The organism is Flavobacterium granuli (genome assembly GCF_031456055.1).
Taxonomy (GTDB): Bacteria; Bacteroidota; Bacteroidia; order Flavobacteriales; family Flavobacteriaceae; genus Flavobacterium; species Flavobacterium granuli_A.
On record NZ_JAVDTX010000002.1, the window covers coordinates 326,222 to 343,047 of the forward strand.

The window sequence follows — 16,826 nt, forward strand, 5'->3', positions numbered from 1 at the left end:
CAAAAATCCCATTAAGTGCAATTAATGGGATTTTGTAAAATTATAAATTTATTTTAATGAAGAAATATGTACAGCCAAGTCAATTAATTTACTTGAATAACCATACTCGTTATCATACCAAGATACCAATTTGAAGAAAGTAGAATTTAATCCAATTCCTGCAGTAGCATCAATGATTGAAGTTCTTTTGTCAGAAATAAAATCTTGAGATACAACTGCATCTTCAGTATATCCTAAAATACCTTTCATTGTAGTTTCAGAAGCATTTTTCAAAACAGCCATGATTTCTTCGTAAGAAGTCTCTTTAGCAACTTTTACAGTTAAATCAACTGTAGAAACGTCAGCAGTAGGAACACGGAAAGCCATACCTGTTAACTTACCATTCAATTCTGGAATAACTTTTCCAACAGCTTTAGCAGCTCCAGTTGAAGAAGGAATGATATTTATGCTTGCTGCACGTCCACCTCTCCAGTCTTTTCTAGAAGGTCCATCAGCTGTCATTTGAGTTGAAGTTGTTGCGTGAACAGTTGTCATCAAAGCCTCAACAATTCCAAAATTATCGTGAATAACTTTAGCTAATGGAGCTAAACAGTTTGTAGTACATGAAGCATTAGAAACAACTAAATCAGATGCTTTTGCAGTTTCGTGGTTTACACCCATAACAAACATAGGAGCATCAGCAGAAGGAGCAGAAATAATTACTTTTTTTGCACCACCTTTGATATGCTCATTTGCAGTCTCAATAGTTGTAAAGATACCTGTACATTCAGCAACTACATCAACATCAACTTCATTCCATTTTAAATCAGCTGGATTTCTTTCTGCAGTGATACGAATATTTCTTCCGTTTACAAAAAGTTTTCCTTCTTTTACTTCTACAGTTCCGTCAAAACGACCGTGAACTGAATCATATTTTAATAAATAAGCTAAGTGATCTACATCTAGCAAATCATTAATTGCTACTACTTCTATGTTATCTCTATTGAAAGATTCTCTAAAAACAATTCTTCCAATTCTACCAAATCCGTTTATTCCTAATTTTACTTTTGACATTGTATTAAATTTAAATTATTTTTTTCTACTTTATTTTTTCTTTTTTCTTTAAATTGACATGATATCAGAAACGCGTAGCAATTCCATATCTATTTCACTATGCCCTTTTATTGCTTGTTCCAAAGGTGTAAGTGCAATTTTATCACACAATAAACCAACCATAAAATTTGATTTACCTTCCAATAAACTTTCAACGGCTTTCACTCCTAATCGACTGGCCAAAACTCTATCAAAACAAGATGGAGCACCACCACGCTGCATGTGTCCTAAAACGGATACACGAACATCATATTCAGGGAAATTAGATTCAACATAATCTTTTAGTTCAAAAACAGTTTTTCCTATTTTATCACCTTCAGCAATAACAACAATACTTGAAGATTTTCCAGCAGCTTTACTTTTTCGTAAAGAGTCTAACAAACGATCCAATCCTAAATCTTCCTCTGGTATAAGAATTTCTTCAGCACCAGCTCCAATTCCAGCATTCAAGGCTATATGACCTGCATCACGCCCCATTACCTCGATAAGAAATAATCTATTATGAGAACTTGCTGTATCACGAATTTTATCAATTACATCAACAACCGTATTTAAAGCGGTATCATAACCCAAAGTATGGCTTGTACCAAAAATGTCATTATCAATAGTTCCTGGAATTCCAATTACAGGAAAATTATATTCAGAATTAAATAATAATGCTCCAGTAAAAGAACCATCACCACCAATTACTACTAAAGCATCAACTCCTGCTTTAACTAAATTATTATATGCTTTTTCACGTCCTTCTGGAGTCTTAAAATCCATTGATCGTGCTGATTTTAAAATAGTCCCTCCTTTATTTACTATATTATTTACACTTCGGGGTCCCATTTCCTTAAAATCCCCTTCAATCATTCCTTGATATCCTCTATAAATACCAACACATCCTATATTATGAAAAGCACATGTTCGTACAACAGAACGAATAGCGGCATTCATTCCTGGAGAATCTCCCCCAGAGGTAAGTACACCTATCTTTTTTATTGTTTTTGACATTTTTTTAAGTATTAAAGTGTAAATTTAGCAAATATCGAATACATTTTTGGGCACCTTTCTAACATTTTAATAAAATCATCGAAATTCAAACGTTTTCGTTGATAAGTTTTCACAATTAAAAAAAACTCTTTTTCGATTTTTTTTCAAACAGTATCTATTAACATCTTCCTCTTAACAAATTTCAGGCCAGATTTTCAACAAAAGAGAAAAAACGAGAAAATTTAATAAAACTTTAAATAATTAAAGATGCAAAACAAACGATAAGGGGCATCGTTTTTATCAAAAGCAACAAGCAAACACAAACCACCTGTTAAACAAACACTTATAACTAATCCTCTTCAGGAAGCACAGCATCTTGATTAACCTTTGGTTTTTCAGAACTAGGTTCTTTGGGTTTTGTAAAATTAATAAAATCAGGATTTAAATTAGAATCTGAGTTATCAACTTTTGTATTGGATTGTTTTTCTTTTTTTAGCTTATTACTTCTAAACATTTTATCGACCAACTCTCTAAAAGTGTCAAAATCCACCTCATAAGTAATACCAGCACCTTGAGTATAACCAATATCTTGTCCGATATAATTTAAATCATTTTCTTTATTAAAGACATGGAAATTAAAGGACCCATCATCATTTACTCTGTATTTAATATCAACAGCTCCAACAATTGCAGATTCATTAACACCTCCAAATGGAACTCCAATCTTACCATTTATCGTGATTCTTTCATTAACTTTAGAAGAAACAATAGCTTCGACTCTACCATCTGTTTGAGTACTTGGTCTATTATCTGGTGAGACAACATTAAAATTCATTTCAAATTTATCATTATTTGATTGAACTATACTTCCAAGAATACTAGAAGCTGTTTCATAAGCACTTGAAGCAACTGCCTGACTTGACCCATCTTTACCCAAAAAACTTCCTGTTGACAATAAATACAAAGCTTGGGTTTCTCTAATATTTTTATCAGCTAATTCAGTTTGTAGTTCTGATTTTAAAACACTGGTAGTAGTAGGGAAATCGATCATAAACTCAGGCTCTGGTCGGGTTAAATCACCACGAAGACCAATAATAACTTCAACATCAACCTTTTTATTTACACTTGAATTTTCTAATAACAAAGCAGGATTTGCTGATGTTTTATAAACCGCTTCCAGATTCAGTTGAGCTTTCATTGGATTTCCTTCCCAAATAATAGATCCTCCTTTTCTAACTTTGAATTTTTTATCAATTAATCCACCATATTTAAAATTATATGTACCATCATAAGGCAAGAAATCCCCCCACATATTAAAAGCACCAAGTGTATTAATTTTAAACAAAAGTGTTCCATTTCCACGGCCTTTCATTCCATGTCCCGAATTTCTGTCTAAAATAACTTCAACCTCTGCGTTAGGATTGATCTCGAGATCAAACTCTAATTCAAGACCATTATAATTCTTTGATTTATCAACAATCCCTTTTTGTAAATTGAATTTTTCTTTCGGGGTTATAAAATGAATGAAACTGTTTTCACTAACACTTTCCGCACTATTAATCGGTATTTTAAGAGTAGATCCCTTTTCAGATTTTGCATCAACTTTAATAAACAAACCATTTGCAGGCCCTTTTATTGTTGCAATTCCGTTAATAAATGCTGTTCCAAAATAAGCAGCATCTTCACTGTCTTTTGTATCTAGCACAAGAAGTCTTTTGGAATTAATAGCTAAATCCAATTTCCAATCAGAAAAATTCTTATGCTCAACTACTCCATTTAAGGTTCCTGTAGTGTTATATTTTGTATCTATCAAAGTGTTATTTCTAAATAGAAATTTTTCACCTGTAAGATCTATAATCGTTTTATCTTTTAATGCATAATCAACATTAAGGTAAGGTATTGCCAATCCTCCTCCATTAACAAATAAACGCCCATTTACATCTGGTTTGCTCACAGAACCACCAATGGTCGCATTTCCTGATACCAAACCTCTTATATTTGAAATTACATCTCCTCCCAACGAACTTAATGTTGCCAAATTAAATTGATCAAATTTTAGATTTAAATCAAATAATGTTTCTTTGTTTACTATCTCAAAACTTCCATCGGCACTAAATGACTCAATATTTTTGTTTTCAATAGTAGAAAACAGAGTAAATTTTCTAAAATTTTCATCACCTTTTATATCAAAATTTAGAATTCCTAAATCATGATCATTAACCTTCAAACTATCAATCCGTAATGAAGCCGTTGGTTTATAAACCTGTTTATTTTGATTGTAATTAATTTTACCATTTAAATTCCCATAAATAGCAAAACTCTCTTGAGCAGAGGTCAATGCATTAATGTCGAAATTCTTAAATTCAACATTAATATCTTTATAAGAATTTCCTTTGAACTCTCCATCTAACTTTATTTCTTGTTCTTTATTGGAAAGTATAAAGTCATCTAGTTTAAATTCAGTCAATTTTTTATCAAAAATTAGACGATTATTTGATAGATTTGACTCGTTCATAAACCACAAACTATTTTTTAATTTAATTTCTGATTTACTGAATCCAATTACATTTTTATCTTCTTTATTAATGGTGTGGTATAAATCCAGATTAAAATAGTCCTCTCCTTTTGAACCTCCTTTAAACTCAGTTCTAAAAAACAAAGTATCTTTTGAAGTAACATTTATTAAACTAAAATCGCGGATCTTATACCTTTTAGTTTTAATACTGTCCAACTCAATATAAGCATTATATAAAGGGTTTTTATTATCAATTGAAATCTTAATATTATCAAAAGAATTATCGGCTACTTTTATACTTGGAGAATTAAAATTGAATTTAAATTCATTATTATCAGAATTAATATTTCCTTTTACAACTGTATTTTCACTTAACTTTATTTCAGGAAAAAAAACTTCAACTATCTTATTGTAGACTTCAAAATTAAACTTCAAAAACTGCCCTTTTTTAACCGCTACAGGATTGTAATTCGTATATAGACTCCCCAACGAATTCGAAATCAACCCTTGTAATTCAGAAAACTTATACTTTCCTACAATTGTACCATTGGTAATATCGGGAGCTGCTATTTTTATAGTTCGAATTCTTTCATCGTCAAAACTCGAATTTAGATTAAAATCATTAAACTGATAAGTACTTGTAGAATTGACATACGTCGCATTATTGACATAGACATTACCGTGCATATTATCAATAGAATTTCCCTGTACATCTACAATAATATCCCCTTCGAACTGAGAAACTGAATCTTTTACAAAATTCAATTCATTCAATTCGGCCTTGTCAATTTTGATCTGAAAATCGTATTGGCTTTCTTTTTTGCTTAAATCTACCAATCCATCAAAATTCATCTTCAGATTAGGATCATTTACAACAATAGATCCTTTGTATATAGGTAATTTGAAATTACCATTTACAGCAACATTTTTATAATTATATCCATTATAAGCAATACTTGAAACAATCCCTTTTAATGAAGTATTCAAATACTTTTCAGAAAAACCGTGGCCATCAACATCAATATTTAAACTTATTTTAGACAAATCTTTATTATCTAATAAATTACCAATATTGAAATCATTCAAAACAATATAACCAACATAAGCAGCCTTGTCGCTTTGATCCATATTATTGATAATAAATTTTGATTTTACAGCCCCCAAAGCTGTATTTGCAGCAAGATTTGCGTGAATAGAAGTTGTTGTAACTTGGGTGTTTCCAACTAAAGAAATATTACCAAATTTCTTTAAGATTATTGGCAACTTTTTACCTAAAACATTCGGCAATATACTTACTAAGTCATCATAGTTAGCATTCAATTGATCAAACTTCCCATTCATATAGAATTTTTGGTCTTTTGTTCCTAAAAGGTTTTTAAAATTTATAAAACCGATGATTTTTGTACCTCTATTATCTTTTAGATATAAATCAAGAAATTTCAAATTATTTAAAGGTCCTGTAATATGTGATTTAAGCTTAAAATATTGATGTTTACCTAATTCATTATAAAAATAACGAATATCATTGGAGGATAGTTTTGCTGATTTTAACTTAACATCAAACTCTACTTTATTTACAAAATCGGAGAAATCCTCAATCTCATAATTCAAAGCAGCATAACCTTTAATACTGGATTCTTTGGTTTCAATTTCCATTTTATCCAATATCATGTGCTGTTGGGTAAAACTATAATTTCCTTTCAAGTTTTTAACAAACAGTCCTCTATGATCTAAAAAAGACATTTTCTGAATATTGGCATACACTTCAGGGCCATATACTTTAAAATTGGTAACCGATAAGTTTAATCTAGTAAAATCAACAGGTTTCTTCGTTTCGAGATTTTCATCAATCAAAACAAATCGACCGTTCGACAAATCAATCTTTGTAGCGGTCAATAAGAAATGTTTCTTGGAAGGTGTTTTACTGGGAGGACCAAAAGCATCTACAAAATAATCCAGGTTGGTCTTCTTCTCGTTTTTATAGGTTTTTAAATTAAACAGAACACCATTCATCGCCAAATCTCCAAAAATAACATCCCCATCTAAAATCTTTTTGGCACCTAAAAATGATGTATTCAATCTTTTAACATAAATCAAGGTATCTTTATGATGATCAATAATCAATACTTTTTTAAGTTTTACACCACCAAAAAGAGTAAGCTGTACTTCATCAATATTCATGTGAAGCCCATAATCATCATTGATACTTCTCATGAAATACTGAGCTAGCTTAGTTTGAACAAAAGGCAAACCAAGGGCTATAAAAAGTACTAACAAAAGTAAAATTAGTCCTAGTAGACTGCGAAATACTATTTTTTTAATCTTTTTGATAAGAGTCGCTTTTTGTTTTTTTAGTACAAATAAATAATTTGCCTTTAGAAATGGTAATACCTTAACTAAAAAATCTTTAATTTTGGCACAGCTGTAAAAATACTGTTTTTATAGTAATCCATCAAATATACTTCAAAATTCATCTGTTTCTATGCAAATTCCAGAGGTTTATATACTTGCCATCGAAAGTTCGTGCGATGATACTGCAGCAGCAGTATTATGTAACGAAAAAGTACTGTCAAATGTTGTTGCCAATCAGTTAATTCATAATCAATACGGAGGCGTTGTACCTGAACTTGCTTCTCGTGCGCATCAACAAAATATAGTTCCGGTAATAGAAGCTGCATTAAAAAAAGCCAATATCAAAAAAGAACAATTATCGGCTATTGCTTTCACACAAGGCCCCGGACTTATGGGATCTCTTTTAGTTGGAAGTTCATTTGCAAAATCTATGGCATTGGCTCTGCAAATACCTCTTATCGCTGTAAACCATATGCATGCACATATTCTAGCTCATTTTATTGATGAAAAAGGTTTTGACAAACCTAGTTTTCCTTTTTTGGCATTAACAATAAGTGGTGGACACACCCAAATTGTTAGGGTTGATGATTTTTTTGATTTAACAATCATTGGTGAAACTACTGACGATGCAGTTGGAGAAGCATTTGATAAAAGTGCCAAAATTCTTGGACTTCCCTACCCAGGCGGCCCTTTGGTTGATAAATATGCCCAATTAGGGAATCCAAAAGCTTTTCCTTTTACAAAGCCAAAAGTTCCAGGATTGGATTTTAGTTTTTCTGGTTTAAAAACAGCTATTCTATATTTTATTCAAAAGAAAAAAATTGAAAAACCTGAATTCATAGAAGAAAACTTAAATGACATCTGTGCTTCCATACAATACACAATTATAGAAATATTGATGGATAAATTAAAAATGGCCGTAAAAGAAACCGGCATCAAGCAAATTGCAATTGGTGGTGGTGTTTCGGCTAATTCTGGAATACGAAATACTTTGAAAGAAACAGAAACAAAATACGGTTGGAAAACATATATTCCAAAATTTGAATACACCACCGACAATGCTGCAATGATTGGAATTGTAGGTTATCAAAAGTTTTTATCCCAAAAATTTGAAACAGCAGAAGTTGTTTCAAAAGCACGAATACAATTTTAAATTATGCAATTATTTTATAACCCAGCAATAAACGAAACTACCGAAACCTTTTCTTTTGATAAAGAAGAAAGCAAACACATAATTAAAGTATTACGTAAAAAAGATAGCGATATATTGTTTGTAACTAATGGCTTAGGTTTTTTATTTAAAACTGAAATCACATTAGCTTCAGACAATAAATGTACTGTTCAAATTTTGGAAATTACAGAAACTGAAGCTCCAAAACAAAAACTACATCTTGCGGTTGCCCCTACAAAAATGAACGATCGTTACGAATGGTTTCTTGAAAAAGCGACAGAAATTGGAATCTACGAAATCACTCCAATTATTTGTGATCGTTCTGAAAGAAAAATAATAAATCCCGAAAGATTTGAAAAAATCATTCTTTCAGCAATGAAACAATGCAATCAAATGTATCTTCCAAAATTGAATCCTGCCATTTCGTTGAAAGAATTTATAAAAAGAGAAAAAGTAGGAGAAAAATTAATAGCACATTGCGAAGAGACAAATAAAAAATCTCTAAAATCAATACTTAAAGCCAAAACAGACTACACAATTTTAATTGGTCCTGAAGGTGATTTTTCTAATAAAGAAATCGAATTGGCTTTAGAAAATAATTACATTCCTGTTTCTTTGGGCGAAACCAGACTACGAACAGAAACTGCTGCTATAGTTGCCTGTCACAGTGTGGTTTTTATTAATGAAGATTAGATTTTAAAATTCAATTTTACAATGAAAAAAGCACTGTTTTTATTATTACTATCTTCTTCTTTAAGCTGTTTCTCTCAAGAAATAGCTTTACTAAAATATAGTGGCGGGGGCGATTGGTATGCAAATCCAACTTCTTTACCAAATTTAATAAAATATTGTAATGCCAATATAAACACAAAAATAAAATTGAAACCCAGAACTGTAGAACCAAGCAGTCCTGACCTTCTTTCCTATCCTTTTGTTCACATGACAGGCCACGGTAATGTTGTCTTTAGTGAAAGTGATGTTACGAACTTAAGAAAATATTTACTTGGCGGAGGTTTCCTCCATATTGATGATAATTATGGAATGGATCAATACATTCGTAAGGAAATAAAGAAAATATTTCCAAATAATAATTTGATTGAAATTCCATCAAATCATCCAATATTTCAAAAAACTTTTGTTTTTGCTAATGGATTGCCTAAAATCCATGAACACGATGGAAAAAGACCACAGGCATTTGGAATATTCATCGAAAACAAATTGGTTCTACTCTACACTTTCGAATGTGATCTTGGAGATGGATGGGAAGATCCTGAAGTTAATAATGACCCTTTAGAAGTTCGTGAAAAAGCTTTAAAAATGGGAGCCAATATTATTAATTATATTTTCACAAATTGATCATATCTAATTAAAAAATTCATTTTCAATATTTTATTTCTTTTCCTTACTAATTTTAACAAGTAAAATAATAAATTTTACCTTTTTTAAAATCATGAGTTTTAATAAATTATTTAATTTAACAAAATTAAAGCTACGTGTTTACACCTAAATTACTACAAACCAAGTCAATAAAACCAGTAAATTTCTAAAATAAAGAAAAAAAATTGTTAAATTAATTTCAAATAATTGATCTTTTGTTATAAAATTGTAAAATAATTAACCAAACAAACTTTTTTATAACAAAAACCATTATCACATGAAAAAATTAATTTTATCAGCTGTTGCTGTATTAATGTTGTTTTCTTGTCAAAACGACCAAAATGAATCTTCTAATGAACTTACTAACGCTGTTACACAAAGAAAGTGTGCAACACAAGATGTATTGGAAGCTCAATTAAAAGCCGACCCTACTTTGGCTATCAGAATGAATCAAATTGAAGCTTTTACTCAAAACGCTTTATTGACAAAACGTTTAGTAAATGGAAAAGTTGTAATTCCAGTAGTTGTGAACGTATTATACAGAACTGCAGCAGAAAATATTTCGGATGCACAAATACAATCACAAATTGATGTATTAAACAAAGATTTCACTGCAACAAACCCTGATTTTGCAAATACACCAGCTGAATTTGCAGGAGTAGCCGCAAATGTTGGTATTACATTTGAATTAGTTAAAATCAACAGAAAATCAACAACAAAAAGTTCATGGGGGACTAATGACGTTATGAAAAATGCAAAAAGAGGTGGTATCGCAGCTACATCTCCTACAACAAACCTTAATCTATGGGTTTGTACTATTGGTGGAGGAATTCTAGGTTATGCTCAATTCCCTGGAGGTTCTTCTTCTACTGATGGAGTGGCAATTGATTCTAAATATTTTGGCTTATCAGGTACAGCAAATTACCCATACAATTTAGGAAGAACAGCAAGTCACGAAGTAGGACACTGGATGAACCTAAGACATATCTGGGGAGATGCATCTTGTGGAAATGATTTAGTTTCAGATACTCCAGTTGCTAAAACTGCTAATTATGGAGTACCGGTTTATCCACACGTAAGCACATGTCTTCCTGCTCATAATGAAATGACTATGAACTATATGGATTACACAGACGACAGAGGAATGTTTATGTTTACGAATGGTCAAAAATCAAGAATGAGTGCATTATTTGTTTCAGGTGGTGCAAGAGCTTCTTTCGGAATTTAATTGCTTTTGGGAATTTGATTTAATTTGTTATTAGAATGTAAAAACTCGCTACTTGTTAGCGAGTTTTTTTTTTACAATTACTTAAATTTTAAAGAATTTAACATTCATTACTATAAAAGTGTAGTTCACCGATTTATTTATACTTAAACAATAAATAATTGTAAATTTCAAATTAATTAACTGAAAATCAATTTTTTAAACACAGGCTATTATGAAAAAAATTAGTTTATCCGCAGTTGCATTTATAATGCTTTTTTCATGTCAAAATGAAGATAATGGCTCAGAAATCTCCCAAACAGATTCATCTACCCTTCGTAATTGTGCAACACAAGAAGTTCTTGAAGCTCAATTAAAAGAGGATCCAACATTGGTATTAAGAATGAATCAAATTGAAGCTTTTACCAAAGATGCAATGCTAACTAAACGTCTTGTAAACGGTAAAATCGTAATCCCTGTAGTCGTAAATGTTCTATATAGAACTTCTGCTGAAAACATTTCTGACAGCCAAATACAATCACAGATTAATGTCTTAAATAAAGATTATACAGCTACAAACTCTGATTTTTCAAGTACTCCAACTGAATTCGCTACAGTTGCTGCAAATATTGGTATTACATTTGAATTAGTGAAAATTGTGAGAAAATCAACAACAAAGAGTTCATGGGGAACTAGAGATGCAATGAAAAGTTCAAAAAAAGGAGGCATTGACCCAACTACTCCAACTACTGTATTAAACATTTGGGCTTGCAAAATAGGAAATGGAATTTTAGGATATGCACAATTTCCTGGAGGTTCATTAGCAACTGATGGAGTTGTAATTGATTCTAAATATTTTGGTTTATCTGCAAGTAACAGTTATCCATACAATCTAGGAAGAACAGCAACACATGAAGTTGGGCACTGGATGAATTTACGTCATATTTGGGGAGATTCATCATGCGGAAATGATTTGGTTGCAGACACACCAGTTGCGAAAACTTCAAATTTTGGTGTCCCAGCATATCCATACGTGAGTACTTGTTTGCCAAGTCATAATGAAATGACAATGAATTACATGGATTATACTGACGATAGAGGAATGTATATGTTTACTAATGGTCAAAAAACAAGAATGTCTGCATTATTTGTTTCTGGTGGTATAAGAGCTGGTTTCGCCCAATAGTCATAATGAATTTATAGTTTTTAAAACTCGCTAAAATTTAGCGAGTTTTTTTATCTTTATAACCAAATACAATGATATGATTACATCCAAAATTATTGCAAATGGAATTTTAAGGGCAATAAGCACTTTAATTTTAGCAGCTTTACTTCTTTATTTTCTGTATCAAATTCAAAACGTATTAATTTATCTACTGGTTTCATTAATACTAGCCTTAATTGGCTTACCAGTTTTAGATTTTTTCAAGAAAAAATTAAAATTCAAACATACTTTTGCATCAATTACAGTTTTGATGATTTATATTTTAATTATGTTGGGTTTTATAATGATGTTCATTCCATTGATTATATCACAAGGTCAAAATTTGTCTCTTTTAAATACAGTTGAAATAGAAAAGAACAGTTTGGAACTATTCAAACAATTAAACAGTTTTTTAGAAAACCATCATATAGACTCTGCAACAGTCTTTGATTCAAAAAACTTTAAATCAATAGTAAATTTCAATATAATACCTAATTTTTTAAATTCTGTAGCAGGAACAATTAGTAATTTTGGAATGGGTCTTGGTTCCGTGATGTTCATTACCTTTTTCTTCCTTAAAGACAAAACTATATTTTTAAAAGGTGCCAAACTACTTATTCCTGACTCCCAAGAAGAAAAAATTTTAAACTCAGTTGAAAAAATAAACCTATTACTTACTAGGTATTTTATAGGTTTGCTAGTTCAACTTTTCGTAGTTTTTATATTATACACTATTGTCTTATTTGTTTTTGGAATTCCAAATGCCTTAGTTATTGCTTTTTTATGTGCCGTTTTAAATATAATACCATACATAGGTCCTTTAATTGCCTCAATCTTAGCAGCACTTTTAACTATGTTAAGCAACTTAGGCTCTGACTTTCAATCCGAAATTTCACCAACTACAATTTATGTACTAATAGGTTTTTGGATAGTACAAGTAATAGACAATAACTTTTCACAGCCAATAATTTTTTCAAAAAGTGTTAGTTCACATCCTTTGGAAATTTTTCTAATAATATTAATAGCAGGCTTCTTATTTGGCATCATGGGAATGATTATTGCGGTTCCTTTATACACGATTATAAAAGTAATATGCAAAGAATTTTTTCCAGATAATAAATTTATTCAACTAATAACAAAAAACATATAAATTGAACCTAGACATTTTAGACTCTAAAATTCAAGATTTTATTGATTTAAATATTGGAGCATCTATTTCAAAATTGGCTCTTCAAAAAAATCCATTTCCAAATGTGGAATGGATTTCTATACTAAATCAAATTGCTGCAAAATCAAAGGCAAAAGACAAGCTACCAACCTGGTTTTCATCTAAAAATATAATTTATCCCAGTAAAATTTCAATTGAACAAACTTCTTCCGAAAAGACAGCTTTATACAAAAGCTCAATCGTTTCGGGTGAAAATCTAATTGACTTAACGGGCGGATTTGGTATTGATGATTATTATTTTTCAAAAAAAATAAAAAGCGTAGCACATTGTGAAATCAATGCGGAATTATCCAGCATTGTAGAGCACAACTGTAAACAATTAAACAGCAACAACATCACTTGTTATGTTGGAGATAGTTTTGAAACATTATCGAGCGTAAATACCAAATGGGATTGGATTTACATAGATCCATCCAGAAGAAACGATACCAAAGGCAAAGTTTTTATGCTAAAAGATTGCTTGCCAAATGTACCTGAAAATCTAAACTTTTATTTCAAAAAATCAAATTCTATTTTAATAAAAACGGCACCAATATTGGATATTACTGCCGGTATAAATGAATTAGATCATATCAAATCCATACATATAGTTGCAGTTGAGAATGAAGTAAAAGAATTACTTTGGGAATTAGAAAAAGACTATAACGGAGCTGTTATTATTAAAACTATTAACCTTTTAAAAGAAAAAACAGAAACATTTGAATTTATATTAAACGACACTCAAGAACAGCCAACCTTTAGTTTACCACAGAAATATTTATACGAGCCCAATAGTTCGATTATGAAATCTGGAGGCTTTGATCAAGTTGGCCTTTTTTATGAATTGAATAAATTACATAAACATTCACATTTATACACCTCAGAAGAGCAAAAAGACTTTCCCGGAAGAATCTTTGAAATTAAAAACTGTATTACTTATAACAAAAGTGATATGAAACAATATCTAGAAAATCAGAAAGCCAATATTACTACCCGAAATTTTTCTGATTCAGTTGAAAGCATTCGAAAAAAATGGAAAATCAAAGATGGTGGAGATTTATATTGTTTTTTTACAACCGATGAAAATAACAACAAAATTGTTTTAATTTGCACCAAAATAAAATAAAATGAAATACATACTTGTTACAGCCTTATGCTTTTTTAGTTTTAATCTTTTTGCTCAAAAACCTTGTGAATATACTGCAAACGTTACCGATTCCATTGGAACATACAAATCCACAAAAGAATACTTAATTAGTGAAAAGGTTTTTGGAGGGAATTCTAATTACATTTTTTATTCTTTAGCGTTAACAGATGGATTACCAACGCTAACCTTGCAACTAATCCAAAAAAGTAAAGATTTTGTAAAAGCAAATTGTTTTGATAAAGATTCAAAAGTTTTCTTGCAGCTTCAAAATGGAAAAATCGTTACTCTGTTGCATATAGACCAAGAAAATTGTGGTTCTATGATACGAGACGACAAAGGTTTTGACAATAGAGTGAAATCAGGAATTTTTATGTTCACAAAAGAGAACTATGATGATTTAAAAACATCTCCAGTTTCCTTAATGCGAATAAAATATCTAACAGACGTTGAAGACATTATATTCAAGAAAGAATTCACCGCCGAATTAGACGGAAAAATATATCATCCTGAAACTTATTTCATAGACAACTTACGTTGTGTAGAATAAATATCTTTTATACAAAATAAAAAAACATCTTCAAATGATTCTTAGATACATTTGAAGATGTTTTTTTATGCGTTACAACTCTCTCGATTATTGTTTTGTTTATCAATACTGATAATATAATTTTTAACATTTTGTACTACCAATGGAACTAGCCATCCAACAACAAGTACTTCAACAAATGTAATTCCTGATTTATTTTCCGGTCCAATACATTTAAAAAAACTATTCTGCAATATCCTTTTCATCTAACGATTCGTATTTTTTTTGATAAAAAATTTTGACAAATTCAACATCATTATTCTTAAATCAAAATTTGAATTAAAAAGCAATAGTAGCACTTGCTAATAATTCAATATGGGGGTTAATATATTTCAACTTTAAACCATTGTTTTTAAATGATTTAAAGCGCGAAAGTAAAAATATAAATCAATTAAACAACAAAATAATCGATTAAATACATTTTTTACACTTATTTAAGTGTTAATTCTTACAAAACAACCAACTCACAAGTCTTTAGACACTTAAGTTTTAAAAAAAATAGCATAAAAAAAAAGATAAATAAACAAGCTATTTTGTAACTCTCTAAGAACGAGAATACAATAAAAAGGAATTTTTAAAGGATAATTTAGAATAAGAAAACAAATTATTTACATTCCCATTTAAAGTTAGAAACAGTATCCTTTAAACCAGCTTTTAAATTATAGTGCCACCATTCAGAATCGAAAGAATTAAAATTCTCTTTAACCATAACCTTTCTCAATAGATTTCTATTATTTAGAATTTCTTTAGAAAAACCACGATAATCATGACTGGCTTCTTTGCCAAAAAAATCAAAAGAAGTTCCCATATTCAATTCTTTTCCTTCAAAATCAACCAGCGTGATATCTACCGCTCCTCCTCTATTATGGATTGAACCTTTACTTGGGTTTGCAACATATTGAGGATCCGAAATTATTGCCCACATTCTTTTTTGAATATCCAAAGGTCGATAACAATCAAAAAGTTTTATTTTAAAACCTTTCTTCATAAATCTTTGATTGGCCAAAATAAGCGCTTTTACAGTCTTATAACGCAAATAACATTCTGCACAATCATATACTTTAGATTTCAAAAAATTGTCATCTGTGGCATATTTCATATCGTAAATAAAATCTTGACTGAAGTCTTTTAAATTTACAAAAGTAGTATCATTTATAGCATCCAAAGATGTTGATGCATTTGTAACAGTTTGCGAATTACAATTGAGCAGGTTTAGAAGAAAAAGAAAAACTAACAAGGGTTTGAGGTAGGAAGTCATAACAAATAAATTTTCATAAAAATAGGAAAATTTAAAGGGTTTAGAAAAGTAAATATATCTTAAAACAAAAAAACCTTACAATCAAAGATTATAAGGTTCCTTGTGAACGCAGAAGTTTCCGAACCCGCGATCCTTTGTAAGTAAAGACATAATTATATTGCAAATTAAAAATATTAATTGCAAGACATAAGTAACTAAACTTCAACGGTTATACGATCTAAACAGCTGTAAATACAAGGCGTTCAAGCGAAAACTTCAATTTATATTTCTATTTTTCAACCCGCTAAGAATGAGTAGATTAATTTAATCGTTTTCAAAATAGATGAAATTTTTAAGGCAAAATCGTGGCAATTTGAAATATAAATTTAAAAAAGGCATAAAAATAAAGGGCTCAAGGCTATAGGTTCGAATCTTTTAAAAAATTAGGGCTTTTTTTATGGGCATATTCTAAATTTCAAACTTCTATACTTCAAGGGAAAATTTTTCGATAAAAATCAATTTCTGATTATTCAATTTTTCTATCTATAGCATTTTTAATCTTTATAAAAACACTCAAAAGTAATTTGTTTAAACAGCCCTTGCACATTATCATTAAAAAATTTAATATCTTGAAATTATATATATTTGCTTTAATTAACTTTCCTTGATCTTATCAAAAGGATGTTCTCTCAGAAGTGACTCTAAATTTTAAGCTATGTTTCACCATCAATTTACAGATATCTTAAATCTTATTAAACA

12 protein-coding genes are annotated in these 16,826 nt (G+C 30.1%); 8 read left to right on the forward strand and 4 right to left on the reverse strand.

Annotated features, from left to right (window positions below):
* Window positions 1-48 precede the first annotated feature (48 nt).
* From gap to J2W95_RS05650, 3 genes are all read right to left on the reverse strand, one after another.
* Window positions 49-1,053 carry a type I glyceraldehyde-3-phosphate dehydrogenase gene (gene gap / locus J2W95_RS05640; protein WP_310004823.1) on the reverse strand — a complete coding sequence of 335 codons (1,005 nt, stop codon included), beginning with the start codon at window positions 1,051-1,053 and terminating at the stop codon, window positions 49-51.
* A gap of 48 nt (window positions 1,054-1,101) precedes the next feature.
* Window positions 1,102-2,088 (reverse strand): 6-phosphofructokinase, encoded by a 987-nt coding sequence (pfkA, locus tag J2W95_RS05645; protein ID WP_310004825.1) that lies wholly within the window; start codon window positions 2,086-2,088, stop codon window positions 1,102-1,104.
* A gap of 328 nt (window positions 2,089-2,416) precedes the next feature.
* The gene (locus J2W95_RS05650; RefSeq protein WP_310004827.1) at window positions 2,417-6,796 is read right to left on the reverse strand and encodes a translocation/assembly module TamB domain-containing protein; all 4,380 of its coding nucleotides are present in this window, start codon (window positions 6,794-6,796) and stop codon (window positions 2,417-2,419) included.
* 268 nt (window positions 6,797-7,064) lie between these two features.
* On the opposite strand from J2W95_RS05650, the gene tsaD reads away from it, so the two are divergent.
* From tsaD to J2W95_RS05690, 8 genes are all read left to right on the forward strand, one after another.
* Window positions 7,065-8,087 (forward strand): tRNA (adenosine(37)-N6)-threonylcarbamoyltransferase complex transferase subunit TsaD, encoded by a 1,023-nt coding sequence (tsaD, locus tag J2W95_RS05655; protein WP_310004828.1) that lies wholly within the window; start codon window positions 7,065-7,067, stop codon window positions 8,085-8,087.
* Window positions 8,088-8,090: 3 nt separating this feature from the next.
* The gene (locus tag J2W95_RS05660; protein WP_310004830.1) at window positions 8,091-8,798 is read left to right on the forward strand and encodes a 16S rRNA (uracil(1498)-N(3))-methyltransferase; all 708 of its coding nucleotides are present in this window, start codon (window positions 8,091-8,093) and stop codon (window positions 8,796-8,798) included.
* Between the two features lie 21 nt (window positions 8,799-8,819).
* On the forward strand, window positions 8,820-9,461 hold the full coding sequence (locus J2W95_RS05665; protein ID WP_310004832.1) for a DUF4159 domain-containing protein: 642 nt from the start codon (window positions 8,820-8,822) through the stop codon (window positions 9,459-9,461).
* A gap of 298 nt (window positions 9,462-9,759) precedes the next feature.
* Complete coding sequence (locus J2W95_RS05670; protein WP_310004833.1) at window positions 9,760-10,710, forward strand: zinc metalloprotease; 951 nt, start codon at window positions 9,760-9,762, stop codon at window positions 10,708-10,710.
* Between the two features lie 211 nt (window positions 10,711-10,921).
* Window positions 10,922-11,872 carry a zinc metalloprotease gene (locus J2W95_RS05675; protein ID WP_310004836.1) on the forward strand — a complete coding sequence of 317 codons (951 nt, stop codon included), beginning with the start codon at window positions 10,922-10,924 and terminating at the stop codon, window positions 11,870-11,872.
* Between the two features lie 76 nt (window positions 11,873-11,948).
* Entirely contained in the window at window positions 11,949-13,040 is a 1,092-nt protein-coding gene (locus tag J2W95_RS05680) for an AI-2E family transporter (RefSeq protein ID WP_310004838.1), read from the forward strand.
* Window position 13,041: 1 nt separating this feature from the next.
* A complete protein-coding gene (locus J2W95_RS05685) occupies window positions 13,042-14,223 on the forward strand; it encodes a THUMP-like domain-containing protein (RefSeq protein ID WP_310004840.1) in 1,182 nt (393 codons plus the stop codon).
* A gap of 1 nt (window position 14,224) precedes the next feature.
* Window positions 14,225-14,791: a hypothetical protein gene (locus J2W95_RS05690; RefSeq protein WP_310004842.1), complete on the forward strand. Its 567-nt coding sequence runs from the start codon at window positions 14,225-14,227 to the stop codon at window positions 14,789-14,791.
* 643 nt (window positions 14,792-15,434) lie between these two features.
* Here the strand turns inward: J2W95_RS05690 and J2W95_RS05695 are convergent.
* Window positions 15,435-16,088: a M15 family metallopeptidase gene (locus J2W95_RS05695; protein WP_310004844.1), complete on the reverse strand. Its 654-nt coding sequence runs from the start codon at window positions 16,086-16,088 to the stop codon at window positions 15,435-15,437.
* Between the last annotated feature and the right edge of the window lie 738 nt (window positions 16,089-16,826).

Coding starts and splice junctions, on each gene's coding strand:
- J2W95_RS05650 (WP_310004827.1), bottom strand. CDS start 6,796: ATGAGAAGTATCAATGATGATTATGGGCTTCACATGAATATTGATGAA.
- gap (WP_310004823.1), bottom strand. CDS start 1,053: ATGTCAAAAGTAAAATTAGGAATAAACGGATTTGGTAGAATTGGAAGA.
- tsaD (WP_310004828.1), top strand. CDS start 7,065: ATGCAAATTCCAGAGGTTTATATACTTGCCATCGAAAGTTCGTGCGAT.
- J2W95_RS05675 (WP_310004836.1), top strand. CDS start 10,922: ATGAAAAAAATTAGTTTATCCGCAGTTGCATTTATAATGCTTTTTTCA.
- J2W95_RS05690 (WP_310004842.1), top strand. CDS start 14,225: ATGAAATACATACTTGTTACAGCCTTATGCTTTTTTAGTTTTAATCTT.
- J2W95_RS05665 (WP_310004832.1), top strand. CDS start 8,820: ATGAAAAAAGCACTGTTTTTATTATTACTATCTTCTTCTTTAAGCTGT.
- pfkA (WP_310004825.1), bottom strand. CDS start 2,088: ATGTCAAAAACAATAAAAAAGATAGGTGTACTTACCTCTGGGGGAGAT.
- J2W95_RS05670 (WP_310004833.1), top strand. CDS start 9,760: ATGAAAAAATTAATTTTATCAGCTGTTGCTGTATTAATGTTGTTTTCT.
- J2W95_RS05660 (WP_310004830.1), top strand. CDS start 8,091: ATGCAATTATTTTATAACCCAGCAATAAACGAAACTACCGAAACCTTT.
- J2W95_RS05695 (WP_310004844.1), bottom strand. CDS start 16,088: ATGACTTCCTACCTCAAACCCTTGTTAGTTTTTCTTTTTCTTCTAAAC.
- J2W95_RS05680 (WP_310004838.1), top strand. CDS start 11,949: ATGATTACATCCAAAATTATTGCAAATGGAATTTTAAGGGCAATAAGC.